Here is a 24,431-nt window from a genome sequence, read left to right on the forward strand (position 1 = left end):
CAGATCGGTAGGCAATGCGCGGCGGGGGTGGCGGGCCGAAGCGTTGCCTTAGGGAGCTGGTGCGCGGGTAGGATTGTGGTCATGACAATCAAGGTTCGCGATGCCCACTTACACAACCTGCGCAACGTCGATGTGGATATGCCGCGCGGCCAACTCGTGGCGGTGACGGGAGTCTCCGGTTCCGGAAAATCCTCTCTGGCCTTTGGCACCATCCACGGGGAAGGGCAGCGCCGCTACCTGGAATCGGTGGCGCCGTTTGCGCGCCGGCTCATTAGCTCCGCGGTGGACCCACAGGTAAGCCAGGTGGAGGGCTTGCCGCCCACGGTGGCGCTGCAGCAATCCACCTCCGGCGGCGGGGCGCGCTCCACGGTGGGCACGGTTTCCGCGCTATCTAATAGCGTGCGCCTGTTGTACTCGCGCGCCGGGGATAACCCTGAGGGCCTCTACTCGGATGCCTTTTCACCAAATACCCCAGAGGGCATGTGTCCGCAGTGCCAGGGCGCGGGCGTGGTGCACGAGCCCACCGAGCAATCGATGGTGCCCGATCCCACCTTGTCCATTGAGGAAGGCGCCATTAAGGCCTGGCCCGGTGCGTGGGCGGGCAAAAATTTCCACGATATCCTCATGAACTTGGGCTATGACCTGGATTCCCCCTGGCAAGACTTGCCGCAGGAAGACCGCGACTGGATCCTATTTACCGAAGAACGCCCCGTGGTCACCGTAAAACCCCTGCGCGGCGCGGACCAGATCCAGCGCAATTATGAGGGCACGTGGCGCTCGGTGGCCAGTTACCTCACCAAGACGCTGCAGGAGACCCAATCGGAATCGCTGCGCAAGCGCACGTTGTCCTTCATGGAATCCCGCGAGTGCGATACCTGCCACGGCCGGCGGTTGAACCCGCGGGCGCTCAAGGTGATGTATGCGGGAATGAGCATCGACAAGCTGGGCGCCCTGCCGCTGGACCAGGTCTATGAGGTACTCAGCGCGCAGGAACCGGAGGAGAATTCCGCGGAGGATCTGCTGCTCAAGCAGGTGTTGCCGGCGCTGACCTCCGCCCTGGAGCTGGGGTTGGCGCACCTGAGCCTGGACCGGCCCACCCAGAGCCTTTCGGCGGGTGAATTGCAGCGCATTCGGCTCGCCGCCCAGCTGCGTTCCGGGCTCTTTGGCGTGGCGTATGTGCTCGATGAGCCGTCTGCCGGCCTGCATCCCGATGAGCGCGGGGCGGTGCTGGATATGTGCCGCCGGTTTATTGACGCCGGCAATTCGGTGTTGCTGGTTGAACACGATATGGATTTGGTGGCCCAGGCGGATTGGCTCGTGGACGTTGGCCCCTACGCCGGCGAGGGCGGCGGCAAGGTGGTTTATTCCGGTCCGGTCGAGGACTACGACGCCGATACCCCTACCGCCCGCGCGTTGGCGCAGCGTGAGCTCGCGCTTGCCGATGCCCCACGCACCCCCTCCAACCACCTCCGCCTCCGTGGCATTTCGGCGCGCAGTATCGACGGGCTCGATGTGGACTTTGGCCTGGGGCAATTTACCGCAGTGGCCGGGGTTTCGGGCTCGGGCAAGTCGACGCTGGTGAGCACCGTGCTGGCAGAAACCCTCAAGGAATCCGCCACCGCCGTGGCCGATGAGGATAAAGACGACGCGGACGAGGGCGGCCACGAGTTCTCGCTTGCCGGGGTAGAGGGCCTGGATAAGGTCTCCCGTCTGGTGCAGATTTCCCAAAAGCCCATTGGCCGCACCCCGCGTTCCACGTTGGCCACCTATACCGGCCTTTTCGATAACGTGCGCAAGCTCTTTGCCTCCACCCCGGAGGCCAAGGAGCGCAAGTGGACGGTCTCGCGCTTTTCCTACAACGTGAAGCAGGGCCAGTGCCCCACCTGTGGTGGCGCCGGAAAAATCGAGGTAGAGCTGGTCTTTTTGCCGGGTTCCTATACCACCTGCCCACAATGCGGCGGTGCCCGCTTCAACGATGAAACCCTCGAGGTGACCTGGCATGGGCGCAGCATCGCAGAGGTGCTGGAGCTCACCGTGGATGAGGCCGCCGAATTCTTTGCCGAGGAACCAAAGATCCACCGCGCCATCGCCACGCTGCAGGCCGTGGGCCTGGGCTACCTCCGCTTGGGACAGGGTGCGCCGGAGCTTTCCGGCGGCGAGGCGCAGCGCATCAAGCTCGCCACGGAACTGCAGCGCTCCCGCAATTCGCGGCGCGGGCACACGGTCTACATGCTGGATGAGCCCACCACCGGCCTGCACCCAGCCGATATTGCCCTGCTCAATGCGGAGCTGCACAAGCTTGTCGATGCCGGGCATACCGTGATCGTCATCGAGCACGATCTCAACGTTCTAGCGAGCGCGGACCGCATCATTGAAATGGGCCCCGGCGCCGGTGCGGACGGCGGGCAGATCATCGCGGATGCCACCCCAAGCCAGCTGGCCGCGGAAGATACCGCGACCGGACGGGCGCTGCGGGCGCGCCAGCTGCAGAGCTAGCATCTCCCCTCGGTCCAACGCTGGCATCTGGGAGATTCCCTGGGATCTCACAGGAAAATGATGTACATCTGGTAGGCATGACAAATAATGGCTTTGGTGAAAACGGTTCCAATGGCCGAAAAGGCTCTCATGATGATGGGCGCGGCACTGACGAGACCCGCCAGTGGTCTGGCCCGGCCGAGGATGCCACGCGCCAGATAGGCCGCGTCCCAGATAATGCGGGCGGTAATGCCCGCAGCCAGCGCCCACAGCAGTATTTCCCGGGCGCGCAGCAGCCGCAGAATGAGACGCGGCAATTCGACGCGAACGCCGATTACCAGCAGAATTACCAACAAAACTATCAGCAGCCCGGTGGGCAGTATGGCCAGCAACAATACGCCCAGCAGCAGTATGAGCCGGTGCCGTCGGACTATGACCCGGACCAGCGCGGCAGGGGAAAGAAGAAAACGGCGGGATGGCCGGGGTCTTTGCCGCCATCGCCGTCGTTGCCATCCTGGCGGCGGGCGCCCTGTTCTTCTTGTGGCGCAATGCCGCGAGCGATGCCGATAAGCCCGCGCCAGAACCGGTGACGGAAACCACCACCACGCAGGTGCCCACCACAGTGACCGAGACCGAGGATGCGGGCCCTGGTATTTCTGAGCGCCTGCGCAATCTGCCGAATCTGCAAGACGATCTCCCCGAAGATATTCCTACCGAGCTGCCACCGGAAATTCAGGACCGCCTGGAAGAAGGCGATGACCTCGACGTGGAACGCCTTTTGCGGGATCTCTTTGGCAATGGCGGCAACCAGCAGCAGGGCTAACCAGCGGTACCGGCTATAGGCAAGGCGGCGGCGCGGCGCGATTGCCGGCCGCTGCGCCGCAGTAGGTAAAATCTGGCAGCATGAATGAATCGATGCAGCTGGCTGAACAGGTGGCCGCCCAATTGGCGCGCCACCTTACCGATGTGGTGCTGTGCCCGGGATCCCGCAACGCACCGCTGTCGCTCGCCCTCCTCGCGCGCGAGGATATCCGGGTGCATACGCGCATTGATGAGCGCGGCGCTGCGTTTACCGCCTTAGGAATGGCGCGCGTGCAGCACCGCCACGTCGGGGTGGTGATGACCTCCGGCACGGCCGTGGCCAATACGCTGCCCGCGGTGGTTGAGGCGCACTATTCCCATACCCCGCTGGCCATTATCAGCGCGGACCGCCCGGAGCGGTTGATCGGCACCGGCGCCTCCCAAACCATCGTGCAAGATGGCATCTTCGGCGTCTATGCGGATACCACCCAGGTCAATGCGGAAGAGGATATCGCCGCCATTGCAGAGCGGTTTGAGCGCGACCTCCAGGTACACATCAATATCGCCTTTGACGCACCCCTGGTAGGAGATAGCCTGCCGGAGCGAGTAGGTGGCGATGGCACCCGCGCGGCCACCCCGCGGTTTTATGACCACGGCGAGGTCGCGGTGGACTTGAGCAAAAATACCCTTGTTATCGCCGGCGATGAGGCCTGGGAGGTCGAGGGCCTAGAAGACGTGCCGACCATCGCGGAGCCCTCCGCGCCGGGGCCCTTCCACCCCGTGCACCCGGCCGCGGCGCATATTTTCCGCAAGGCGCAGGTCTCCGCCAATGACTACGTGGTCAATACCAAGGTCGAGCAGGTCATCGTGGTGGGCCATCCCACGCTGCATCGCGGCGTGCTCGCGCTGATGAATGACCCGGATATCGAGCTGGTGGTGCTCTCGCGCACGGCGGACTTTACCAACCAGCGCGGGGATAACGCGCGCCTTGGCACCACCGTCAAGACCACCGGGGAGCCAAGCCGCGAGTGGCTCAAGATCTGCCAAGGCGCGACCGACATGGTCGGCGAGGCCGTGCGCACAACCCTGGAGGATGAAGAACTCGGGTTCACCGGCCTGCACGTAGCGGCGGCGGTAGGCGATACGCTCGCGGTCAATGACACGGTGGTGCTCGGCGCCTCGAATCCGGTGCGCGATGCCTCCCTCATCGGGCTGCCCTTTGACGGCGTGGATACCTACGCCCCGCGCGGGGTGGCGGGCATCGATGGCACCGTCTCCCAAGCCATCGGCGTGGCCCTGGCCACGCAATCGCTGGATCCCACTAATTGGCGCGCCCCACGCGTGATGGCCCTGGTAGGGGATGTGACCTTTTTGCACGATGCCAACGGGCTGCTGATCCCGGAGGACCAGCCGCGGCCAGAGAACCTCACCATCGTGGTGGCCAATGACAATGGCGGCGGCATCTTTGAAACCCTGGAACAAGGCGCGCCCGCGCTTCGCGATGCCTTCGAGCCGGCCTTTGGAACGCCGCATGGGGTGGGCATCGACAAGCTGGCAGAGGCTTATGACGCAGACTACCGTCTGGTGACCACCCCGCAGGAGCTGCTGGATACCCTGGCAGAGCTTAAGGAATACTCCACGGGCATCACCATCGTGGAGGCGCAGACCACCCGTGCCACGCGCCGGGCGCTGCAGGATAAGCTCACGCAGAAGGTGGGCCAGTAAGTGGCCCCGCGCTATAGGCCCGCGGTTGTTCGGCGTCGGCTGCACCAGCTCGTGCTGGCCATCTACGTGGCGCTGATCGTGGGCTCGGTGGGCCTGGTGGTAGGCCCCCTCCTCAATGACCGCGCCATTTCCGCGCAGCCTAGCCGGGCTTTGGCAACGGTCAAGGACGTCGGCGCGCTGCGCACCACCGTGGATTTTCAAGATAGCGACGGGATCTATCATTCCCCGCGGCAAGGCTTGCTCTATCCCACGGACTTGGGCGAGGGCCAGCAGGTATGGGTGCAGTATGCCGAGGATAATCCGGATTTGGTGAAGGTAGAAGGCCGCGAGTGGACCTTGGCGGTCATACCGGCGCTATCCGTGGCGGTTGTGTCTACGCTTGCCGCCGTGGGGCTGTGGCGGCTTATTACCGTGACCACCCGCCGCGCTGAAAATCGGGCTGAAAAATAATTTACCCAGATTTTTCATTGGATTCACCAAAGGCCAAGAAAAATAGGTCATTATGGTGGCATGCGAGTTGCAATCGTGGCTGAATCGTTCCTCCCCAATGTCAATGGCGTGACAAACTCGGTGCTGCGCGTTTTGGAGCACCTGCAAGAAACCGGACACGATGCGATTGTCATCGCCCCCGGTGCCCGCGAGGGCCAAGAAGAAATCCCTGATTACTTGGGCTTTCCCATTTACCGCGTGCCCACCGTGCGCGTGCCGCTGGTGGATTCGTTGCCGGTGGGCGTGCCGACCACGGCCGTGGATGATGCGCTGCGGAAGTTCAAGCCCGATATCATCCACCTAGCTAGCCCGTTTGTGCTGGGTGCGGCGGGCGCATTTTCGGCCCGCCAACAGCGCATTCCGGCAGTGGCGCTCTACCAAACCGATGTCGCAGGATTCGCCACCAAGTACCACGCCTCCGCCTTGGCTTACGCTGTGTGGGAGTGGCTGCGCACGATCCACAACTCCTGCCAGATGACCTTGGCGCCGTCCTCGCTGACCATCCGGGATTTGGAAAAACACCACATCAAGCACGTGCGCCATTGGGGCCGCGGCGTCAATACCGAGCTTTTCCATCCCCAAAAGCGCTCGGCTAGCCTGCGCCGCAGCTGGGACCGCAGTGGAAAGAAAAACATCGTCGGCTTCGTCGGCCGCTTGGCCGCGGAAAAGGGCGTGCACCGGTTGTCCGCGCTTAATGGCCGCGAGGATATTCAGCTGGTCATCGTCGGTGACGGCCCCGAGCGCCCGCTATTGGAGGCACAGCTTCCCAACGCCGTGTTCACCGGCGCGCTCAGCGGTGAGGAGCTGGCTCAGGCCTATGCCTCGCTCGATGTCTTTGTGCACGCCGGCGAATTTGAAACCTTCTGCCAGTCCATCCAGGAGGCCCAAGCCTCTGGCGTGCCCACCATCGGCCCGCGGGCAGGCGGGCCCGTGGACCTTATCCAAGAAGGCTATAACGGCCTGCTCTTAGACGTGGATAGCTTTGTCGATGACCTGCCCAATGCCGTCGATGCGCTCTTAAACCCAGAGATCCATGCGGAGTTGCGGGATAATGCCCGCGCCTCCATTTCTTCGAAGACGTGGACCGCGCTGTGCGAGCAGCTGGTGGGCTATTACGAAGAGGTGCTGGAAGATACCCGCCGGGTGCCGCTGACCATTTTGGGGCAGCGCCCAGAGCTGCCGCGGTGGGCGGCTCGTGCCCTTGGGGCGCGCGTAGCCTAGACTAGGCATTTGTGTCTAAGGCAGATCTGGATAAAAAGCCCTTCGACGTCGCGCGCATGTTTGACGCCGTCGGCGAAAAATACGACCTCACCAATACCGTCTTGTCCTTTGGACAGGACAAGCGCTGGCGCAAGCGCACCCGCGAGCGCCTTAACCTGCAGCCGGGGGAGAAGGTCCTCGACCTCGCGGCCGGAACCGCGGTATCCACAGAAGAGCTGTCCAAATCCGGCGCGTGGTGCGTAGCCTGCGATTTTTCGCGCGGCATGCTCGCCGCCGGACGCGAGCGCGACGTACCCAAGGTGGCCGGCGATGGCATGAAATTGCCCTTTGCGGATAATACGTTTGACGCCGTCACCATCTCCTATGGCCTGCGCAATATCCACGATTACGAGCTGGGGCTGCGGGAAATGGCGCGCGTGACCAAGCCGGGCGGGCGCCTGGCGGTGGCGGAATTTTCCACCCCCATCGTCCCGGTATTCGGCACCGTGTACAAGGAATACCTCATGCGCCTGCTGCCCCCGGTTGCGCGCGTGGTCTCCTCCAACCCGGATGCCTATATTTACCTCGCGGAATCCATCCGCGCTTGGCCTGGACAAGAGGAGTTGGCGGCGGCCATCAACCGCAATGGCTGGGCCGACGCGGGCTGGCAAAACCTCACCCTGGGCATCGTCGCCTTGCACTCGGCAACGAAGCCGCTTGCCGATGCCCTGAAGTAAACCCCTTACAGCCCTCCTAGACCGCCGCGGTGGAGGCCCACAGGGGCGTATCGCGCCGGACGGCCCCTATGCTGCGGCCCGCCGTGCGCCACAGGCGGGCGATAAGGTCGCGGTCTTCCTCCGTGATGAGGTTGCCCATGAGGCGTGCGGCAGCGGGCATCAGCAAGCGGCCCACCGGACCGCGCAGTGCTAATGGGCCCGCCACGGGCAGGAATTGCGGGTAGGTCAACAGGCGGGCGGCCGTGCGCGCAAGCAGGAAGGATTCGCCATAGTGCTCGCGCAGGGTGGCCGGCCACGCGAGGGTGAAATCCTTCGGCCCGAGCATGCCCATCGCGAGCGCTGCGGTCTCGAGGCCGTAGTCGATGCCCTCGCCGTTTAAGGGGTTGACGCACGCGGCGGCATCACCAATGAGCATCCAATTGGCCCCCGCCACATTAGAGACCGCCCCGCCCATGGGCAGCAGGGCAGAGGTGACATGCTCGATGTCCCCAAGGCCCCACTCCGCGCGCTGCTGGGCGGCGTAGAACTCCAGCAACTTTTTGGTATTAATCTTGGCCGGCCGCTGTGCGGTCGATAGCGCACCGACGCCGATATTGACCTGCCCAAGCTCTGCGCCCAACGGGAAAATCCAGCCGTAGCCGGGCTGGACGGAATCGTCTTCGTCTTTTAATTCCACGTGCGAGTGCATCCACGGCTCGGTTGCCTGAGGGGAGGCGGCATAGGAGCGCGCGGCGATGCCATAGACCTCATCGCGGTGCCAGGTGCGGCCCAATTGCTTGCCAAAGGTAGAACGCACGCCATCGGCCACGATGAGCCATTTCGGCCGAATAATCTGCTCGCCGATGCGAAACGAGGTCACCCGGTTGCCCTCCATGACCGGGGCGCTCGCGGGGGTACCGGATATAAGCGTGGCACCTGCGGCGGTGGCAGCCTCTACCAGCTGCGCATCGAGCCTAAAGCGCGGCAGGGCAGTGCCCACCTGGGAAGGATAGGTCTGCGGCCACGGGGCGGTGACGTCCCCGCCGTAGCCGTGCAGCTTAAGCCCGCGGTTGCGGTAGACGGCGTTAATGGTGATGCCAAGCTTGTCTAGCTGGTGCATTGCCCGTGGGGTGAGGCCATCGCCGCAGGTTTTATCGCGGGGGAATGTGGCTGAATCAATGAGGATAGTCTCATAGCCAGCGCGGGCGGCGTGGATGGCCGCAGCGGCTCCGGCGGGTCCTGCGCCGATGATGGCGACTTCGACAGGGCGGGGGGAATCGATCTGTTCCGACATAGGGACTATCATTGCACTAGTTCAACCCCTCAAGTGTGTTAAGGGGGCTGGTTTGGACTACGGTAGATAAACGATTATCTCTGGCTTTTAATTGCAAGGAACGCTATTTAATGACTCACGGCCACTCGCATGCCACTCACGTGGATCTTGGTGATCCACAGCTTAATGAACGCATTGGCGCGGGCATGGAAGCAGTAGAAGAAAAGCTGCGCAGTGAAACTGACCGCGGCCAGGACTTCTTGAAGGACAAGGTAAGCCATCTGTCCAAGGCGGGCGGCAAGCGCTTTCGCCCGATGATGGCCCTGCTTGCCTCTGAGTACGGCGCCAAACCGGGCTGTGAAGAGGTTATTAAATCCGCCACCGTTGTGGAGATGGTGCACGTTGCCACCCTGTACCACGATGATGTGATGGATGAGGCGGACCGCCGCCGCGGCGTGGAATCCGCCAACTCCCGGTGGAATAACTCCGTGGCCATCCTTGCCGGTGATGCCCTCCTCGCGCACGCCTCCCGCCTGATGAGCCAACTAGATACCCATACCGTGGGCCACTTCGCGGATACCTTTGAAGAGCTGGTGACCGGCCAGATGCGCGAGACCATCGGTGCCGGTGAAGCCAACCCCGTGGACCACTACATGGCCGTTATTCAGGAAAAGACCGCGGTGCTTATCGCCTCTGCCGGTTACCTCGGCGCGTACCACTCCGGCGCCTCGGCCGACCACGCTGCGGCGCTGTACCGCATTGGCGGTGCCATCGGCATGATCTTCCAGATCGTGGACGATGTCATCGATATCTTCTCCGATCCGAAAGACTCCGGAAAGACCCCGGGCACCGACCTGCGAGAGGGCGTGTTTACCCTCCCCGTCCTCTACGCCCTGGAAGAGGACGGGGAAGTGGGCGACCAGCTGCGTGAGCTGCTGACAGGACCCCTAGAAACCGATGCTGAGGTCGAGCGTGCCATCGCCCTCCTGCGCCAGTCTGGCGGCCGGCAGAGGGCGCTAGAGGACATTAATGCCTACCTACGCACGGTAGAAGAACAGCTTTCCGTACTGCCGGAAAATTCCGCTAGCCAAGCGCTGCGCCAGCTCGCGGATTACACCGTTCGCCGAGTGGGCTAGCTGCTTGCTGGTGGCCCCTCCTAACATTCCATTTCTCCCCGCTGCGCTGGCGATTTGGAGGTAGGTGGGTGATTCATAGTAAAGTACATACACGCACCGCAGAGTGCATGCCAGGTTGCCCGAGCGGCCAAAGGGAGCGGACTGTAAATCCGCCGGCATTGCCTTCAGAAGTTCGAATCTTCTACCTGGCACAACATAAAGCCCCACAAGCTGAAGCTTGTGGGGCTTCGTGGCATATGCGACAAAAAGTGTGTCTTGGGGCTTAAAGGTCAAAAGGGGATATTCCAGTTATGTCTTGCGCAGGACGAGCGCAGACCTTATCATCCACCTGAGTTCATTCGTATTCCAGAATTCAAAAAGAGGTTTTCCTTGAAGTTTGGAACTAAGCTTGCTGCTTCTATCGCACTAGCTTCTGTACTCGTACCAGTGCCAGTCGCTACATCCGCAGAAAATTCTCAGAACGAGGTTCAGCAGTCAACCAACACAGGGACGGGAAATGATGTCCTTAAGGAAAGGATTGCTAAGGCCCAGGAGGAGCAACAGGCACTTCTCGTAATCAATGACGCTAATGAGAGTGGATACTCCGCTGAAGTAGTAAACGGCAATGTTCATAAAGAAGCAGACGCAGTAGTTGTAGAAAGCCCGAATGGCAAAGAAGAAGCTCTGCCCACTTCAAAGACTCTCATCACTGGAGAGAAAGTAAACATCGAATACTCGGTAGAGGGCAACCAGATCGCTGCAAAGTATTCAACGAATGTTGATCCAGAGTTGGTCGACGCAACTCTCATTCAGACTCGGTCTGCTGCTGGGTGTGCGGGGGCTGTCCTTCTAGGGGGCGCAGCAACTGTGGGATCCGCAGTCGAAGTCGCGTCCGCGCCGCTCACAGGCCCTATTGGGCCTACGATGGCTGCGGTTACCATGGCAAACGCATCTGGCTCTATCATAACAGCCGCTGACCAGTGCGGATAAATATAAGAAACACGAAAAAGTAAGGGATAAAAATGAGCCTTGGACGTAGAATGCTGATCATCTCGTTGGGTACGAACATTGCAATGCTGTGTTTCGTGAGTGCTGTTCTACAGATAGTTCTGCCGAACGATGCACCGCAGTGGCTCATCTTTGGAAATATTGTTGTATTCGTAGCAATGGTCTACAACACGTACAAAGTAGTGACCGTATGGCCGGATAAAGATAAAGAGGAAATGGCCACGGGTAGGTGATTCCCAAATTTTGAAGCGTCCTGGGTTGAGTTCCGCTCCGTTTACGACCCTGTGTTGATGGGCTGAGTGAGATAGTATTCGGTTTCCACTTTTTGTGGGGTGGCGTAGTCCAAGGCCTTATGAATCCGCTGGGCCTGACCCCCGATGTGTCTACTTTCCGGGGGTCAGGCCCTAGTTCAGATTTCCCGTCTACTCAGAGGAAAAACCTGGGACACTTCAAACTTCAGTCTGGAATGATTACTGTCCGTCCTTGCTGCCCAGCCTTGGTAACCTCTACGGGTAGGCCATATAGGTGCTCAATTAGTTCTGAGGTGATTATGTCCACGGGATTTCCGTGGGCGACTAACTGCCCGCTTTGCATCGCTACTAGATGGTCGGCGAAACGTATCGCTTGCTGGAGGTCGTGTACTACGGCGATGACTGTTTTGTCCTCGTTTTCGCTGAGGTTTCTCACCAGAGTGAGCAAGTCATGCTGATAGCCCAAATCCAAAAAGGTTGTGGGCTCATCCAGTAGGAGCACTGGGGTGTCTTGGGCTAGCGCCATGGCCAACCAAGCGCGTTGGCGTTGACCGCCGGATAATTCATTCATTCGCCGGTCAGCCAGCGAATCCAGTTCCACCGTCGATATTGCTTGGGATACCTTGTCGAAGTCTTGGCTGCTGCGTTGCCCCAACGCTCCCAGGTGTGCGAACCGGCCACGTGCTACCAGTTCCGTTACGGTGAGATGTTCAGGGGCTATTGCATCTTGGGCCATGAGCGCGATGCGCCGCGATAATTCTTTGCGGCCGAAAGAATCAATCGCTTTGTTTTCTAAGGAAATAGTGCCTGCCTCTGTGGGCAATACTCGCGCCATAGCGCGCAGAAGCGTGGATTTGCCACAGCCATTGGGGCCAATAATGCACGTAAATTTTCCGCGCGGGAAATCCACGCTTACGTTGTTTACGGCGGTGAAGTCACCGTAAGTGACGGTAGCGCCCTGTACTGCTACCGCGATGTCTCCATCGCTGTCTGAATCTGGGAAAGCCATTTTGGGGAAAGTCCTTTCAAAATTACCTGCGGTAGGTGCGGTGCGCGAAGAGCATGAGGATGATCAGGTATGTGCCGCCCAAGGTGACGGTTACGACGCCAACCGGAAGCATGGTGGGGTGGAAAAGCTGTTGCCCTATGATGTCGCAGACCAATAGCAAGGTGGCGCCGATAAGTGCACCAGCAGGGAGGCTGACTCGTTGGCCACCGGTAAGGAACCTTGTCAGGTGTGGTGCCGCTAAGGCTACGAAAGAAATCGGACCGGCCAGCGCGGTGCACAGTGCTGTTAAAAGGGCAGAGAGGAACACTAGAACAAGGCGGGTGCGGGTTACATTTAGGCTGAGGGAGTAGGCGGTGTCATCGGCAAGCTCTAGGGCCTCGCAACGCGACCTCAACGTGAAAGTTAGCACGATGATTAGTGCCAGCACGATGGCCGCTGGGCCGACGAAAATCCATTCAATGCCGTTGAGCGAACCAGCAGCCCACGTGGCCGCAGCCATAGCCGTGTCCAAATCTGCGCTCAAGATGAGGTAACGGTTGACCGCGGAGAGCGTAAGGGAGACTCCGATACCGACCAGGATGAGTCGCATGCCGCTTACCTGCCTGCGTAGGGCTAGGACGACGATGATCAGTGCGGTGATCCCGCCCCCAACCACCGCTCCTAATGCGACGTTAATAAAACTGCTGAACCCTAAGTAGCTCACCACGATCACCCCGGTATAGGCACCGGTGTTAAAACCAATGATGTCGGGCGAGCCCAGCGGGTTGCGGGTTACGGTCTGAAAAAGCGTGCCGGCAATAGCGAGGCCAGCCCCTACCACGATGGCAGCGGTGACTCTGGGCAAGCGCCATTCGTAGATTACGGTGGTGCCGAAGCCGGAGTCGGGGTGAATAAGCGCCTGCCAAGCCGACACGCGATCTAGTCCTGCGCCAGGGTACGTCAGCGCTACGACGGCAGCGAGAAGGACTGCGGCGACGCCCACAAAAAGCACAATTGTTTCGCGGCGGCGGTATCGCGCAGCGATGGTGCGTACCGAGGTGGTAGCGGCTCGCGTGGCATTTAGGTCTGTGGTCCTCATAGAACCACCTGCTTGCGTTGTGCAAGGAAAATGAGGAAAGGAGCACCGATTATTGCGACGGTTACTCCGGCGGGTAACTCGCCGGGCAAGATAAGCCGCCCAATGATGTCGGCGAAGAGAAGCAGATTTGGACCGATTAACCCACTAATCCAAATCTGATCGCGCTCATTGGTGATGCCTACTTGGCGAACCAAATGGGGGACAAGCATGCCGACAAATGCTAAGACGCCGACTGCGGCAGTGGTCGTTGCGGCGAGCAAAGATACAACAAAGAGGGCCAGTGCGCGGGTTTGGGCTACGTTGATGCCAAGTGCTTCTGCAGCGTGTTCACCCAGCGGCAGGACGGTCAGGCGGGGCGCTAGGAAAACCAACATCACTGCGGCGACGGCCAATCCGCACCCCATGAGATAAAGCGGGGTGGTAGAAGCAATATCCATGCTGCCCACCATCCATGCCTTGATTCGGGCAAAGGCTTGCGGATCTAGGAGTGACATGCCCTCAGAAAGGCCTTCGAACACAGCGCTTAACGCCACGCCGGCAAGCACGATACGGAGCGGATCTATGGCGCCAGAGATGTCTCGGCCAAGGCGCGCAACTAATAGCATGGTGCCACCCGCACCGATCAAGGCAGCGGCGGTAAAAGCTAGGGGTGAAGATAGCCCGAATACGCTAAGAGCGAGCGCGGCCGCGAAGGCGGCGCCGGCGTTCATGCCGAATACTCCGGTATCTGCCAGCGGGTTTCGGGTGATGATCTGGAGAATGCAACCGGCGACCGCGAGCCCAGTACCCGCGAGGATGGCGGCGACGGTGCGTGGGATTCGTCGCTCATACAGGATGTCTCCAGCCGTGCTGCTGCCGGGGCCGCCGCGGAGGCCTGCGACTATTTCAGAGGGGGTAAAAGACTGCGCGCCGATGAACAGGCTGAGCACAATCAGAAGCACCATTAGCAAAAGTGCAAGTGCAAGGAAGGCGCCGACCCGCCACCTGCGGCGACGAGTATTCGGTACACCCATTGGGGGGAGCGTTGATTTGGTATGCGTCATATTATTTTCAATAAATAAGTAAGTTAGCTTAGGCTAACCATTATGTCAGAAATAATGTTTAACAAAAAACGCCTGCTATCAAGCATGGCTGCCGCCGTCGCCATTGCCTTGTCACTGTCTGCTTGCAGTGCTGCCGAAAATGACGATTCCAAGGGCGGTCCGGGCAATGAAAGCGTCTCCCATAGCGGTGAGCGCTTTGGTACCGCTGATGAAGAAACCGCCAAGTTGGGAACTGATGCTGAGCCGGGCCAATTCCCCCGCACCATCAAGCACGCCAATGGTGAAACTGAGATTAAAGAGAAGCCAGAGCGCGTCGTGGTGCTGGACATGGGTGAGCTCGACTCTGTGCTGTCCTTGGGGATTAAGCCGGTAGGCATGGTTACCTCTAAGGGTGCGAATCCAGTGCCGGATTATCTGGCTGACAAGGTGAAAGACGTACCTTCGGTGGGCACCATTCAGGAGGTAAATGTCGAAAAAATCGCGGAGCTCAAGCCCGATCTCATTGTGGGCAGCCAACTGCGCGTGGACGATCTGTACGGGCAGCTTTCCGATATCGCGCCGACCGTGTTGGCTATCCGCCCAGGATATCCATGGAAGGAAGACTTCCGGCTGATCGGTGATGCGCTCGGTGAAGAGGAGAAAACCGTCGATATCCTCAATGACTATGCGGATACCTTGGCTGAAATCAAGGAGAAGATGCCGAAGGACACGACGGTCTCTATGCTTCGATTCATGCCGGATAAGATCCGCTTGTACGCCAATAAGTCCCTTATCGGTGTCATTCTGCGCGATGCAGGACTGGCTCGCCCTGAAAACCAGGACATTGATGAGCTGGCAGCGGAGATTTCTCCAGAGTCCATTTCTGAGGCAGACGGAGATTACCTGTTCTACTCCAGCTATGGCGATCCATCGGCCACTGGTGAGGACAAAATTGTTGAATCCGAACAATTTAAGAATCTGTCAGCGGTGAAGGAAGGCAAGGCCTTCCGCGTCAGCGATGACCTCTGGTTCTTGGGTCTTGGCCCAACGGGTGCGAAAAAGATTGCGGAAGAACTAGTCGAATACTTGGATGTTAAGTAATTGACCTGAGGGCATGAGGGCCCGCCCGAGTTGGGCGCTTCCCGCGTAGGGAAAGAAGAGCCCTTGTGCTCTAGTCCGCCTTATAAAGTCTTATGGGCCAGCAGATTCGCGCTATGGTGGCGAAATCCTGCTGGCCCATAAACCTGTTTTCAGTAAGCGGGCGGATTAGAGCCCGAAGTAATCGCGCAAATCAGCCGCGATGGCATCGAGGCGACCGGCGTCGGGGGACTCCAGGTAGCACTTGAGCTTGGGCTCGGTGCCGGAGGGCCGAACGATAACGCGGTCATCGTTATCGGTGAAGAACTTCGAGCCTTGGGCAAACTTTTCCACCTTGGACACCGGGGAGCCGGCGAGCTCGGTCGGTGGGGTGGCAGAGACCTTGTCCATTGCTTGGGTAATCAGACTCAAGTCCTCGACGCGGAAAGTCAGCGGCTGCGTGTGCAGGGCGCCGACCGTGGCGTAGATGTCATCCAAGAGGCCTAGGAGGCTGCTTCCAGCGGCCTTGCATTCGGCGGCGAGGCTGGCGAGCACCACGGAGGTGGAGATGCCGTCCTTATCGCGCACTGCGTTGGGATCGGGGCAGAAACCAATGGCTTCTTCGTAGCCGAAGGCAAGCTCCGGGGTGCGGGCGATCCACTTGAAACCGGTCAGGGTTTCCTCGTGGCCGAGGCCGTAGTGTGCGGCGATGCGCCCGAGCAGGCGGGACGATACGAGGGAGTTGGCGAAGTTGCCGGTAGCGCCGCGGCGGGCGAGGTAATCGCCAAGCAAGGCGCCGGTCTCATCGCCACTGAGCTGGCGCCAGGTGCCATCGGTAGGCACGGCGGCGGCGCAGCGATCGGCGTCAGGGTCATAAGCGATAAGGATATCGGCACCGATTTTCTCAGCATGCTGAATGCCAAGGTCTAGGGCGCCGGGCTCCTCCGGGTTGGGGAAAGAAACCGTGGGGAAATCTGGGTCGGGAGCGGCCTGTTCTGGCACCAGCGAGACAGTAAAGCCGCAGCGAGACAGCAGTTCCTTACCCAGTTCGGCACCTACGCCGTGCATGGCGGTCAGAGCGATGGTGATATCGGTATTTTCACCGACCAACGTGGCGGCGCGGTCGAGGTACTCCGCGCGGGTATTGACGTCCTCGATGTGATCAGAGGTGAGCGGGACCTCATCGGCATAGGGGGCCTTAGCGATGGCGGCGGCGATTTCCTTATCGGCTGGGGAGATGAGCTGCACGCCCTCGCCCGGGCCGGTGGCAACGCGGCCACCCAGATACACCTTGTAGCCATTATCGGCAGGCGGGTTGTGGGAGGCGGTAACCATAATGCCGGCGTCCGCGCCTAAGGAACGCACCGTGAAGGCGGTCAGCGGGGTCGGATTCTGCGCAGGCAGGACTAAGGCCTTTCCGCCAGCGGCGGAGATAACCTGCGCGGCATCGCGCTGGAACTGCGCGGAGCCGTGGCGGGCATCGCAGCCGATGACAACGACCGGGGTATCGACCTGCTGCTTGAGCCAGGTAATAAGACCGTAGGTGGTGCGAATGACCACGGCGCGGTTCATGCGGGATTCGCCCGCGCCCACGGCGGCGCGCAGGCCCGCGGTACCAAAGTTCAGGGGGCCCGCGAAGGCGGCGGCGAGTTCTTCGGAGTTATCTTCCTCGATCCACGTGAGCACCTGACGGGCGGTGTCCGCATCCGGATCGTGTTCGGCCCAGGTGCGGGCGTAGTCGAAATCGAAGGTCTTATCCACAGACATGGCTTAAAGCTCCTCGAGGATCTTGGCAGAGGAGGACAGCCCCAGGCGGCTGGCGCCGGCCTCGATCATGGCGAGAGCATCCTCGGCGGTGCGGATGCCGCCGGAGGCCTTCACGCCCAGCTTGTCGCCTACGGTCTCGCGCATGAGCTTGACGGCGTGGGTGGAGGCACCGCCGGCGGGGTGGAAGCCGGTGGAGGTCTTGACAAAGTCCGCCTGGGCGGCAGCGGCGGCCTGGCAGGCGAGGACGATGGCGGCATCGGAAAGCGCGGCAGACTCGATGATGACCTTGAGCACCTTGCCCGGGATGGCATCGCGCACGGCCTGGATTTCTGCCTGCAGCTCCTCGGCGCGGCCCTCGATGGCCAGCGGGATGTTGATGACCATGTCTACTTCCTCGGCGCCATCGGCAACCGCGCGGGCGGCTTCAGCGGCCTTGATTTCCGGCTTGACGGCGCCGGAGGGAAAGCCCACGACCGTGGCGACATGGAGGGACTTCGGGGTCTCGAGCGGCAGGGCGGAAGGGGAGACGCACACGGCGTAGGTGCCAAGCTCGGTGGCCTCTTTTACCAGGGCGCGGAATTGCTCCGGGGTGGCCTCTGGCTTGAGCAGGGTGTGGTCGATGTAGGAAGCAACGTCGTTGCGAGAAGTCATGATTTTCTCCTTTAGGAAATAGCAGCGGATTCTTTACGGGCCATCTTGAGGTCAGAGACCACATAGAGGCCAGAGCCGATGGCGGCGATGAAGGTGAGGACCAACAGCGTGGTGGTGTAGCTGGTGGATTCCTGCAGCTTGGCGGTATAAGCGATGCCCAGGGGCACGGCGATATTGATGGTGAGGTTGTAGAAACCAATGGCGATGCCGGACTTGGCTGCGCTGATATTGCGCAAAGCGGTATTGACCAGTGGGGCGTACATCAGGGCAAAGCCGCTGGCAAAGGCCACGATGGCGATGATGAGCACGGAAACGTGAACCTGCGCGAAGAACGCGGCGAACAAGAGCGCGCCGGCAACCATGCCAAAGGCGGTGTAAATGGTGGCGCGAGAGGACATGACCTTGCCAATTTTGCCGGAAAAGATGCCGACGAGGATGGCGCAGATATAGCCCGGCACCATCAACAGCGAGGCCTGATCCAAGCTCATGCCGTGCATGTCATGGGCTGCAAACGGCAGCAGGAAGATAAAGCCCAGCTGCGTGGAATAGACAAAGAGCACCATGATAATGGTCCACACGTAGCGGCCATTGGTGAAGAATTCCGGGGTAACCACGGGGTTCTTCGCGTTCTTGATGTGCACGATGAATGCGGCAACGCCCACGATGGCGAAGATGAGCCAGTACCAGGTGTAATCCTGCATGAACAAGATAAGAGCGCTGGCAAAGAGGGCAACGTAGAACAGGCCGAGCGCGTCCAGGTGGCTTTCCACGGCCTCATCTTCCGGCACATTCTTAATGATGGGCGGAATGGTCAGCAGGAGGATGAGCGGGATGAGGAACATCGCCGTCCAAGACACGTGGGTGGAGATGAACCCGGAGGTCAGCGCGCCAATGAGCAGGCCAGCCTGGAAGGCGGCGGTGGAAAAGCCGAGGTAGGTCTTTTGATCATCCTCGCTCAAGTGCTTGGTCACGTAGATGACATAGAGTGTCTCAGCGGCGGCCAAACCGGTGGTTTGAATCAGGCGGCCGGTTAATATCATGGCCCACGAACCAGAGAAGACGAAGGCCAGGATGGAACCCACGGCCACAAAAACGATGCCGGTAAGCATCAGTTTCCGGATAGAAATGGAGTCCGCCAAGGCGGCGTAGACGACGGCGCCGATACCAATGATCACGCCGGCCAGGGAGGCCTGCAGCGACGCGGTCTTATCGGAAATTTCGAGCGCTTCCGCGATCGGCATGGTCATCGTCTTGAAACCATTGTCAATGATAAGGGAGAAGACGAAGACAAACAGCAGGATGGGGACGGCGGCCTTGGGGTTTACCTGGGTGCGCTCACCCGGGGTGGCCTTAACTTTTTTCAGCATGGCGGTGGGTCCTTATTAATCCAGCGCGTTGAGCGGCAGAGCAAGCTCCACCATGGTGCGGAAGGCGGTCTGACGGTCTTCAGCGGAAAGCTGCTTGCCGGTGACGATGTTGTCGGAGACGGTAAACAGGCCCAAGGCGTCAACACCGGCCTCGGCGGCGGTGGCATAGAGGGCCGCGGATTCCATCTCCACGCCGAGCACGCCCATGTGTGCCCAACGGTCGTTCACGGTCTGGTCCATGTTGTAGAAGATGTCCGAGCTCAAGATATTGCCCACGTGGATGTGCTGGTTCTGCTTCTCGGATTCATCCACCAACGCTTTAAGCAGTTTCCACGATGCGGTGGGGGCGTAGGTGCCTGGCAGGTCATACTGGGACAAGAAGTTGGAATCGGTGGAGGCAGAGGAAGCAACGATGACATCGTGCAATTCGATGTCCTCTTGCATCGCGCCGATAGAGCCGACGCGGATGAGCTTTTTCGCACCGAACTTGTGGATGAGCTCCCAGGAGTAAATACCGATGGACGGGATGCCCATGCCGGTTCCCATGACGGATACTGGCTTGCCGTTATAGGTGCCGGTAAAGCCCAGCATATTGCGGATCTCGTTGAATTGGACGGTGTCTTCGAGGAAGTTATCAGCAATGAACTTCGCGCGCAGTGGGTCACCGGGCAGCAGGACGGTCTCTGCGATTGGTGCGCCGTGCGGGTTGATGTGCGGGGTGGAAATGTCGGTGGCGGACATTGACGTGCTCCTCCATGTGAACTTCGGGTGTGTACATGGGTTAGTCTAGCCCGCCCGGAACCAATGTCAATAGAAAAGTTAACAAATGTTCCTTAAGTGTGACGCGTTTTATGTTAATTAAGCTCCAATAGCCTGTGAGCTGTGGATTGATCAGTCACGAGGTGGGTGGCCAAGCCCATCTCAAGGGCGACATTAATGGCGCGGGTTTTGGTGTGCCCACCGGCAACGAGCACGCGCGTGGGGCGTTGGGCTAAGTCCTTCAAATCGATGCCGACGGTGCGCGCATCCACGGCGGGGGAGGCGATGGCGCCCTCGGCGGTATAAAAGCGGGAACAGACATCGCCTACGGCGTTGGTGAGAAGTTCCTCACTTTCTTCCTCGGTGAGGTAGCCCAGGTTCAGCGCCAGGGACTCCTTTTCGATGGCCCCCGCGGTAAATACCGCCACGTCTACCGACGCCCCCATATCGAGGATTGTGGAGATATGCCGGTCGCGGACGACCCACTCCTTGGCCTCGACGGAATCGAAGATGACCGGGAGGGGGAGTAGGTGCGCCTCCGCATTAAAAGCCTGGGTAAACGCCTGCATGGTGTGCAGATCCTTGGTGGAGCGCTCCGAGTGGGAGTGTCCGCCCTTGAGTTGGACGATGTCCACGCCCTCTAGCGGACGCTTGCGCAAGTGGGAGGCCACCGCGGACATGGTTTCGCCCCAGGAAAGCCCCACTGAAGTGTGATCGGTAATGAGCTCTTCCAGTAGGGCGGCGCCGGCGCTGCCTAGATCCGCAAGCAGGGATCCGCCGGGAGGAGTGGCGGTGACGCGGGCATCGGCAAGCGAAAAACGCTCGCAGAGCGCAGAAACCAGCTCATCGGACTGCTCGCGGGGATCGGTGATGCTCACGGTGACAAAGCTGCGCTCGGCGGCGTGGGTGAGCAATTTGGAGACCGTCGGCCGGGAAATCCCCAGGTGCGCCGCCACCTCCGCCTGCGAAAAACCGGAGTTGTAGTAGAGCTTCGCGGCGTCGAGAGAAAGACAGTCTTTATGATCCAGCATGCCTTTCATTCAAGCACATCGGGCGGGCAGGAGCACCATCGTCTAAGCCGCAGAAAATTCCCCACTTATGGACGCTGACGTGGCGATTTGTGCAAAGTGGAGGTGGCAGGTTACATTATTGAAGTCCGCAACGGAGAGCACAACGAAATATTGACGTGCTTGATGCTGGGATATGCCCCCTTAGCTCAGTCGGCAGAGCGTTTCCATGGTAAGGAAAAGGTCGACAGTTCGATTCTGTCAGGGGGCTCCATTCATGTCTGGAGGAATTACCTTCCTTCAGGATGAAGGTGTTCACCATGGCGGTGTAGCTCAGTGGTAGAGCAAGCGACTCATAATCGCTGTGTCGCGAGTTCAATTCTCGCCATCGCTACCGGGAAAGAAAAGCGCCACTACGGCGCTTTTTTACTACCGTGCCTATGGCCTTAGCGGCGTACTGGTTTCCGTGCGGAATTAGGGATCTGGTAAGGTCATCGGCGCGTGACGTTCAAGCGTCACGGATAAGAAAATAGGGGCGTGGCGCAATTGGTAGCGCAACGGTCTCCAAAACCGTAGGTTGCAGGTTCGAGTCCTGTCGCCCCTGCAAGGATCCCCGTCATCTGCTTTCCAGATGGCGGGGATATTTTTGTCACAGCGGCGCGCATCCGCCCCGGCGTGCTTTCCTGCCCGTGCACCTTTTGCTAGGGTTGACAAAGTTATGTCTGGGCGGAATATCGCGCTCGGAAAAAGAATTCATTTCCCAAGGAGGGTTAGCTGTGAGCGATGAGCAGCAGCCGAAGGACTCGGCGGCCCCGCGTCCCACCGGTAAGCGCCAGCTTTCTGGTGCGGCTTCCACGACCTCCACGGACTCGGCGAACAAGAACGTCGTCCGCGTTGAGGATAAAAACCGCACCGATAGTCCGGGTGGCGGCGTCGCCGCATTCCCTGGCGAGGTTGTTTCTGAAATGAAGAAGGTGGTGTGGCCCACCCGTGGAGAGATGCTGCAGTACACCCTCATCACGTTCGCCTTCTTGATCGTCATCACCGCCTTGGTCTGGGGCGTTGACACCCTGGCTGGCCTCGGAGTTGAGAAGATTCTGACCAATTAGTTAGAATAACTCCATAAACTTTTATCCCGCTGTTTCCGCACTCCGGAACGGCGGGATACTTTTTGCCCACACGCGCCGCGGGTAGGCTGGTTCTACAACACGCGCCGATGACATTTTGGAGTACCACTCATGAGCGACGAGAATAACGTCGAAAACCCAGGAACCTCCCTAGAGGAGGCCATGCAGTCCAACGTGCAAGAGCAGGCGGCAGAGCACGCCAGCGCAGTCGAGGACGCCCAAGAGGAGGCCGCAGCGCCTGCTGAGGCTGGCGCAGGTGACGCAGAAGACGCTGCGCTTGCCGATGCCCCCGCAGCAGAGTCCGAGCCCTCGGCAGAGGCCGAGCCCGCCGCAGAAGAGGACGCTGCAGGGGCTTCCGCCGAAACCGAGGAAGAGGCCGAGGACGCCGCTTACCGCAAGCGCCTGCGCGAATTCACTCGCGAGCTGAAGAAGCAGCCGGGCCAGTGGTATATCATCCAGTGCTACTCCGGCTACGAGAACAAGGTGCGCACGAACCTCGATATGCGTGCGCAAACCCTTGAGGTGGAAGATTCCATCTTCGAGGTCGTCGTCCCCATCGAGCAGATTATGGAAAACAAGGACGGCAAGAAGAAGATTGTCAAGCGCAAGCTGCTGCCGGGTTACGTCTTGGTACGCGCTGAGCTTAACGATGCCGCCTGGTCCGTCATCCGCGAAACCCCCGGCGTGACCTCCTTCGTGGGAAACGAAGGCAACGCGACGCCGGTCAAGACCCGCGATGTGGCAAAGTTCCTCATGCCGAATGAAGCTCCCGCCAAGGGCGAGGCTGCCCCGAACGAGCAAGAGGGCGAGCAGGTCGTCGAAATGCCGGAGAAGGAAGTGGCCAAGAAGTACGCCCACGACTTCGAGGTGGGCGAGGCCGTTACCATCCTGTCCGGCCCGCTGGCTGCCGTGTCCGCTACTATTTCCGAAATCGACCCGGAAACCGGCAAGATGCAGGGCTTGGTCTCCATCTTTGGCCGCGAAACCCCAGTGGAATTGTCGCCGACGGAAATCGAGCGCATTTCTTAAAAATGATTTTGTGCAGGGCGCACGGTGTTCTAGACTGGAACGCCGTGCGCCTTTTGCGTGCGCACACGTAAATCGTTTCATCCTCCGGTGGCCCACTGAGGTGAGCATCCGGACGGGCCGCGTTATTCATCGTGACGCAGGTCCGGTACCACAGGAAAGAGGTAATTCGATGGCTCCAAAGAAGAAGGTATCTGGCTTCATCAAGCTGCAGATCGAGGCTGGCGCCGCTAACCCGGCACCGCCAGTTGGCCCGGCACTCGGTGCCCACGGCGTCAACATCATGGAATTCTGCAAGGCTTATAACGCCGCTACCGAGAACCAGCGTGGCAACGTGGTCCCTGTTGAGATCACCGTCTACGAAGACCGCTCCTTCGACTTCAAGCTGAAGACCCCGCCGGCAGCCAAGCTGCTGCTGAAGGCCGCAGGCGTTCAGAAGGGCTCCGGTGTCCCGCACACCGATAAGGTCGGCTCCGTCACCTGGGATCAGTGCAAGGAAATTGCACAGACCAAGTTCGAGGACCTCAACGCCCGCGACATCGAGGCCGGCGCACACATCATCGCTGGTACCGCCCGCTCCATGGGCCTCGAGATCGATGGCGCACCGGAGAAGTAAAAATTTTATGTGGTAGGGCCAGCTTCGGCCCGCCAAATACCACGCCAATCCAGAAAAGGAATTGTTAAATGAGCACCAAGTCTAAGGCTTATAAGGCCGTTGCGGAACTGGTAGATAAGTCCCGCCTGTACCGTCCGATCGAGGCCGCAAAGCTGGCCAAGGAGACCTCCTCCAAGAACTTCGACGCCACCGTTGACGTCGTCTTCCGCTTGGGCGTTGACCCACGCAAGGCTGACCAGCTGGTGCGCGGCACCGTTTCCCTGCCTAACGGCACCGGTAAGGACGTTCGCGTCGCCGTCTTCGCAGAGGGCGAAAAGGCTACCGCAGCTCAGGAAGCTGGCGCTGACATCGTTGGTACCTCCGAGTTGATCGAGCAGATCAACGAGGGCAACCTGAACTTCGACGTTGCCATCGCTACCCCCGACCAGATGGCCAAGGTTGGCCGCGTCGCCCGCGTCTTGGGCCCACGTGGTCTGATGCCTAACCCGAAGACCGGTACCGTGACCAATGACGTTGCTAAGGCAATTAGCGAGGTTAAGGGCGGTAAGATCTCCTTCCGCGTGGACAAGGCTGCAAACCTGCACGCCATCCTTGGTAAGGCTTCCTTCGATGCTGAGAAGCTCGCTGAGAACTACGGCGCCCTCATGGATGAAATCCAGCGCCTGAAGCCTGCTTCCGCAAAGGGCATCTACATCAAGCGCGCTACCATCTCCACCACCTCCGGCCCAGGTATTCCTGTGGACGGCTCCGTGCAGAAGGGCTACACCGACTAAGACGGTGATAGCGCATAGAGCGTGAACGAAGACCCCGAGGATTTTCCTTGGGGTCTTTTGCATCGATCATCAGGCCCTACGGTGTAAACGAAGGGCCTA

24 protein-coding genes and 4 tRNA genes are annotated in these 24,431 nt (G+C 60.0%); 18 read left to right on the plus strand and 10 right to left on the minus strand.

The window, feature by feature from the left end:
* Positions 1-81: 81 nt before the first annotated feature.
* Positions 82-2,496, plus strand: coding sequence for an excinuclease ABC subunit UvrA (locus ACLI1Q_RS01680; protein ID WP_239270142.1), 2,415 nt, complete (start codon positions 82-84; stop codon positions 2,494-2,496).
* A 47-nt stretch (positions 2,497-2,543) separates the two neighbouring features.
* Here the strand turns inward: ACLI1Q_RS01680 and ACLI1Q_RS01685 are convergent, their stop codons facing one another.
* Positions 2,544-2,867, minus strand: coding sequence for a hypothetical protein (locus tag ACLI1Q_RS01685; RefSeq protein WP_411697041.1), 324 nt, complete (start codon positions 2,865-2,867; stop codon positions 2,544-2,546).
* Between the two features lie 83 nt (positions 2,868-2,950).
* Here ACLI1Q_RS01685 and ACLI1Q_RS01690 point away from each other — a divergent pair, with 83 nt between their 5' ends.
* The 5 genes from ACLI1Q_RS01690 to ACLI1Q_RS01710 all read left to right on the plus strand — a co-directional run bounded on the left by ACLI1Q_RS01690 (position 2,951) and on the right by ACLI1Q_RS01710 (position 7,427).
* On the plus strand, positions 2,951-3,298 hold the full coding sequence (locus ACLI1Q_RS01690) for a hypothetical protein (protein ID WP_411697042.1): 348 nt from the start codon (positions 2,951-2,953) through the stop codon (positions 3,296-3,298).
* A gap of 80 nt (positions 3,299-3,378) precedes the next feature.
* On the plus strand, positions 3,379-5,001 hold the full coding sequence (gene menD / locus ACLI1Q_RS01695) for a 2-succinyl-5-enolpyruvyl-6-hydroxy-3-cyclohexene-1-carboxylic-acid synthase (protein WP_239270144.1): 1,623 nt from the start codon (positions 3,379-3,381) through the stop codon (positions 4,999-5,001).
* On the plus strand, positions 5,002-5,451 hold the full coding sequence (locus ACLI1Q_RS01700) for a DUF3592 domain-containing protein (protein WP_239275281.1): 450 nt from the start codon (positions 5,002-5,004) through the stop codon (positions 5,449-5,451).
* A 60-nt stretch (positions 5,452-5,511) separates the two neighbouring features.
* Positions 5,512-6,711 carry a glycosyltransferase family 4 protein gene (locus ACLI1Q_RS01705; RefSeq protein WP_239270056.1) on the plus strand — a complete coding sequence of 400 codons (1,200 nt, stop codon included), beginning with the start codon at positions 5,512-5,514 and terminating at the stop codon, positions 6,709-6,711.
* An 11-nt stretch (positions 6,712-6,722) separates the two neighbouring features.
* Positions 6,723-7,427 carry a demethylmenaquinone methyltransferase gene (locus ACLI1Q_RS01710; RefSeq protein WP_239270057.1) on the plus strand — a complete coding sequence of 235 codons (705 nt, stop codon included), beginning with the start codon at positions 6,723-6,725 and terminating at the stop codon, positions 7,425-7,427.
* 16 nt (positions 7,428-7,443) lie between these two features.
* On the opposite strand, the gene ACLI1Q_RS01715 is transcribed toward ACLI1Q_RS01710, so the two are convergent.
* On the minus strand, positions 7,444-8,712 hold the full coding sequence (locus ACLI1Q_RS01715) for a geranylgeranyl reductase family protein (RefSeq protein WP_239270058.1): 1,269 nt from the start codon (positions 8,710-8,712) through the stop codon (positions 7,444-7,446).
* Between the two features lie 98 nt (positions 8,713-8,810).
* On the opposite strand from ACLI1Q_RS01715, the gene ACLI1Q_RS01720 reads away from it, so the two are divergent.
* The 4 genes from ACLI1Q_RS01720 (at position 8,811) to ACLI1Q_RS01735 (ending at position 11,035) form a co-directional block, all read left to right on the plus strand.
* Positions 8,811-9,815, plus strand: coding sequence for a polyprenyl synthetase family protein (locus tag ACLI1Q_RS01720; protein ID WP_239270059.1), 1,005 nt, complete (start codon positions 8,811-8,813; stop codon positions 9,813-9,815).
* Between the two features lie 109 nt (positions 9,816-9,924).
* A tRNA-Tyr gene (locus tag ACLI1Q_RS01725) sits at positions 9,925-10,006 on the plus strand.
* A 28-nt stretch (positions 10,007-10,034) separates the two neighbouring features.
* Positions 10,035-10,784: a hypothetical protein gene (locus tag ACLI1Q_RS01730; RefSeq protein ID WP_239270060.1), complete on the plus strand. Its 750-nt coding sequence runs from the start codon at positions 10,035-10,037 to the stop codon at positions 10,782-10,784.
* 95 nt (positions 10,785-10,879) lie between these two features.
* The gene (locus tag ACLI1Q_RS01735; protein ID WP_298692284.1) at positions 10,880-11,035 is read left to right on the plus strand and encodes a hypothetical protein; all 156 of its coding nucleotides are present in this window, start codon (positions 10,880-10,882) and stop codon (positions 11,033-11,035) included.
* Between the two features lie 223 nt (positions 11,036-11,258).
* On the opposite strand, the gene ACLI1Q_RS01740 is transcribed toward ACLI1Q_RS01735, so the two are convergent.
* From ACLI1Q_RS01740 to ACLI1Q_RS01750, 3 genes are read right to left on the minus strand one after another with little or no spacing between them, the layout of a single operon-like run.
* On the minus strand, positions 11,259-12,062 hold the full coding sequence (locus tag ACLI1Q_RS01740; protein ID WP_239270061.1) for an ABC transporter ATP-binding protein: 804 nt from the start codon (positions 12,060-12,062) through the stop codon (positions 11,259-11,261).
* 22 nt (positions 12,063-12,084) lie between these two features.
* Entirely contained in the window at positions 12,085-13,140 is a 1,056-nt protein-coding gene (locus tag ACLI1Q_RS01745; protein ID WP_239275283.1) for a FecCD family ABC transporter permease, read from the minus strand.
* Positions 13,137-14,084, minus strand: coding sequence for a FecCD family ABC transporter permease (locus tag ACLI1Q_RS01750; protein ID WP_239275285.1), 948 nt, complete (start codon positions 14,082-14,084; stop codon positions 13,137-13,139). The genes ACLI1Q_RS01745 and ACLI1Q_RS01750 overlap by 4 nt, the downstream gene beginning before the upstream one ends.
* 141 nt (positions 14,085-14,225) lie before the next feature.
* Here ACLI1Q_RS01750 and ACLI1Q_RS01755 point away from each other — a divergent pair, with 141 nt between their 5' ends.
* Positions 14,226-15,263 (plus strand): ABC transporter substrate-binding protein, encoded by a 1,038-nt coding sequence (locus ACLI1Q_RS01755; protein ID WP_239270064.1) that lies wholly within the window; start codon positions 14,226-14,228, stop codon positions 15,261-15,263.
* Positions 15,264-15,428: 165 nt separating this feature from the next.
* Here the strand turns inward: ACLI1Q_RS01755 and ACLI1Q_RS01760 are convergent, their stop codons facing one another.
* The 5 genes from ACLI1Q_RS01760 to ACLI1Q_RS01780 form a co-directional block, all read right to left on the minus strand.
* Positions 15,429-17,006 carry a phospho-sugar mutase gene (locus ACLI1Q_RS01760; RefSeq protein ID WP_239270065.1) on the minus strand — a complete coding sequence of 526 codons (1,578 nt, stop codon included), beginning with the start codon at positions 17,004-17,006 and terminating at the stop codon, positions 15,429-15,431.
* A gap of 3 nt (positions 17,007-17,009) precedes the next feature.
* Complete coding sequence (gene deoC / locus ACLI1Q_RS01765) at positions 17,010-17,657, minus strand: deoxyribose-phosphate aldolase (RefSeq protein WP_239270066.1); 648 nt, start codon at positions 17,655-17,657, stop codon at positions 17,010-17,012.
* An 11-nt stretch (positions 17,658-17,668) separates the two neighbouring features.
* On the minus strand, positions 17,669-19,024 hold the full coding sequence (locus ACLI1Q_RS01770; protein ID WP_284772090.1) for an MFS transporter: 1,356 nt from the start codon (positions 19,022-19,024) through the stop codon (positions 17,669-17,671).
* Positions 19,025-19,039: 15 nt separating this feature from the next.
* Positions 19,040-19,765: a purine-nucleoside phosphorylase gene (gene deoD / locus ACLI1Q_RS01775; protein ID WP_239270068.1), complete on the minus strand. Its 726-nt coding sequence runs from the start codon at positions 19,763-19,765 to the stop codon at positions 19,040-19,042.
* Between the two features lie 113 nt (positions 19,766-19,878).
* A complete protein-coding gene (locus ACLI1Q_RS01780) occupies positions 19,879-20,814 on the minus strand; it encodes a sugar-binding transcriptional regulator (RefSeq protein ID WP_239270069.1) in 936 nt (311 codons plus the stop codon).
* Positions 20,815-20,988: 174 nt separating this feature from the next.
* On the opposite strand from ACLI1Q_RS01780, the gene ACLI1Q_RS01785 reads away from it, so the two are divergent.
* The 7 genes from ACLI1Q_RS01785 to rplA all read left to right on the plus strand — a co-directional run bounded on the left by ACLI1Q_RS01785 (position 20,989) and on the right by rplA (position 24,332).
* Positions 20,989-21,064: transfer RNA gene (locus ACLI1Q_RS01785), tRNA-Thr, on the plus strand.
* A 48-nt stretch (positions 21,065-21,112) separates the two neighbouring features.
* Positions 21,113-21,184: transfer RNA gene (locus tag ACLI1Q_RS01790), tRNA-Met, on the plus strand.
* Positions 21,185-21,321: 137 nt separating this feature from the next.
* Positions 21,322-21,394 (plus strand) — tRNA-Trp (locus ACLI1Q_RS01795).
* Between the two features lie 172 nt (positions 21,395-21,566).
* On the plus strand, positions 21,567-21,899 hold the full coding sequence (gene secE, locus ACLI1Q_RS01800; RefSeq protein WP_284869936.1) for a preprotein translocase subunit SecE: 333 nt from the start codon (positions 21,567-21,569) through the stop codon (positions 21,897-21,899).
* A gap of 129 nt (positions 21,900-22,028) precedes the next feature.
* Complete coding sequence (gene nusG, locus ACLI1Q_RS01805) at positions 22,029-22,946, plus strand: transcription termination/antitermination protein NusG (RefSeq protein ID WP_284849678.1); 918 nt, start codon at positions 22,029-22,031, stop codon at positions 22,944-22,946.
* 169 nt (positions 22,947-23,115) lie between these two features.
* A complete protein-coding gene (gene rplK, locus ACLI1Q_RS01810) occupies positions 23,116-23,559 on the plus strand; it encodes a 50S ribosomal protein L11 (RefSeq protein WP_237791528.1) in 444 nt (147 codons plus the stop codon).
* A gap of 68 nt (positions 23,560-23,627) precedes the next feature.
* Positions 23,628-24,332 carry a 50S ribosomal protein L1 gene (rplA, locus tag ACLI1Q_RS01815; protein ID WP_239270072.1) on the plus strand — a complete coding sequence of 235 codons (705 nt, stop codon included), beginning with the start codon at positions 23,628-23,630 and terminating at the stop codon, positions 24,330-24,332.
* Positions 24,333-24,431 lie beyond the last annotated feature (99 nt).

Source organism: Corynebacterium limaceinasi, assembly GCF_046717465.1.
Lineage (GTDB): Bacteria > Actinomycetota > Actinomycetes > Mycobacteriales > Mycobacteriaceae > Corynebacterium.

Bases quoted from the DNA above. Each gene is read 5' to 3' on its own strand.
- ACLI1Q_RS01720 (WP_239270059.1), top strand. From the start codon at position 8,811: ATGACTCACGGCCACTCGCATGCCACTCACGTGGATCTTGGTGATCCA.
- ACLI1Q_RS01760 (WP_239270065.1), bottom strand. From the start codon at position 17,006: ATGTCTGTGGATAAGACCTTCGATTTCGACTACGCCCGCACCTGGGCC.
- ACLI1Q_RS01770 (WP_284772090.1), bottom strand. From the start codon at position 19,024: ATGCTGAAAAAAGTTAAGGCCACCCCGGGTGAGCGCACCCAGGTAAAC.
- ACLI1Q_RS01780 (WP_239270069.1), bottom strand. From the start codon at position 20,814: ATGCTGGATCATAAAGACTGTCTTTCTCTCGACGCCGCGAAGCTCTAC.
- rplK (WP_237791528.1), top strand. From the start codon at position 23,116: ATGGCTCCAAAGAAGAAGGTATCTGGCTTCATCAAGCTGCAGATCGAG.
- ACLI1Q_RS01705 (WP_239270056.1), top strand. From the start codon at position 5,512: ATGCGAGTTGCAATCGTGGCTGAATCGTTCCTCCCCAATGTCAATGGC.
- ACLI1Q_RS01755 (WP_239270064.1), top strand. From the start codon at position 14,226: ATGTCAGAAATAATGTTTAACAAAAAACGCCTGCTATCAAGCATGGCT.
- menD (WP_239270144.1), top strand. From the start codon at position 3,379: ATGAATGAATCGATGCAGCTGGCTGAACAGGTGGCCGCCCAATTGGCG.
- deoD (WP_239270068.1), bottom strand. From the start codon at position 19,765: ATGTCCGCCACCGACATTTCCACCCCGCACATCAACCCGCACGGCGCA.
- ACLI1Q_RS01740 (WP_239270061.1), bottom strand. From the start codon at position 12,062: ATGGCTTTCCCAGATTCAGACAGCGATGGAGACATCGCGGTAGCAGTA.
- deoC (WP_239270066.1), bottom strand. From the start codon at position 17,657: ATGACTTCTCGCAACGACGTTGCTTCCTACATCGACCACACCCTGCTC.
- nusG (WP_284849678.1), top strand. From the start codon at position 22,029: ATGAGCGACGAGAATAACGTCGAAAACCCAGGAACCTCCCTAGAGGAG.
- ACLI1Q_RS01690 (WP_411697042.1), top strand. From the start codon at position 2,951: ATGGCCGGGGTCTTTGCCGCCATCGCCGTCGTTGCCATCCTGGCGGCG.
- ACLI1Q_RS01750 (WP_239275285.1), bottom strand. From the start codon at position 14,084: ATGGTGCTTCTGATTGTGCTCAGCCTGTTCATCGGCGCGCAGTCTTTT.
- ACLI1Q_RS01715 (WP_239270058.1), bottom strand. From the start codon at position 8,712: ATGATAGTCCCTATGTCGGAACAGATCGATTCCCCCCGCCCTGTCGAA.
- rplA (WP_239270072.1), top strand. From the start codon at position 23,628: ATGAGCACCAAGTCTAAGGCTTATAAGGCCGTTGCGGAACTGGTAGAT.
- ACLI1Q_RS01680 (WP_239270142.1), top strand. From the start codon at position 82: ATGACAATCAAGGTTCGCGATGCCCACTTACACAACCTGCGCAACGTC.
- ACLI1Q_RS01745 (WP_239275283.1), bottom strand. From the start codon at position 13,140: ATGAGGACCACAGACCTAAATGCCACGCGAGCCGCTACCACCTCGGTA.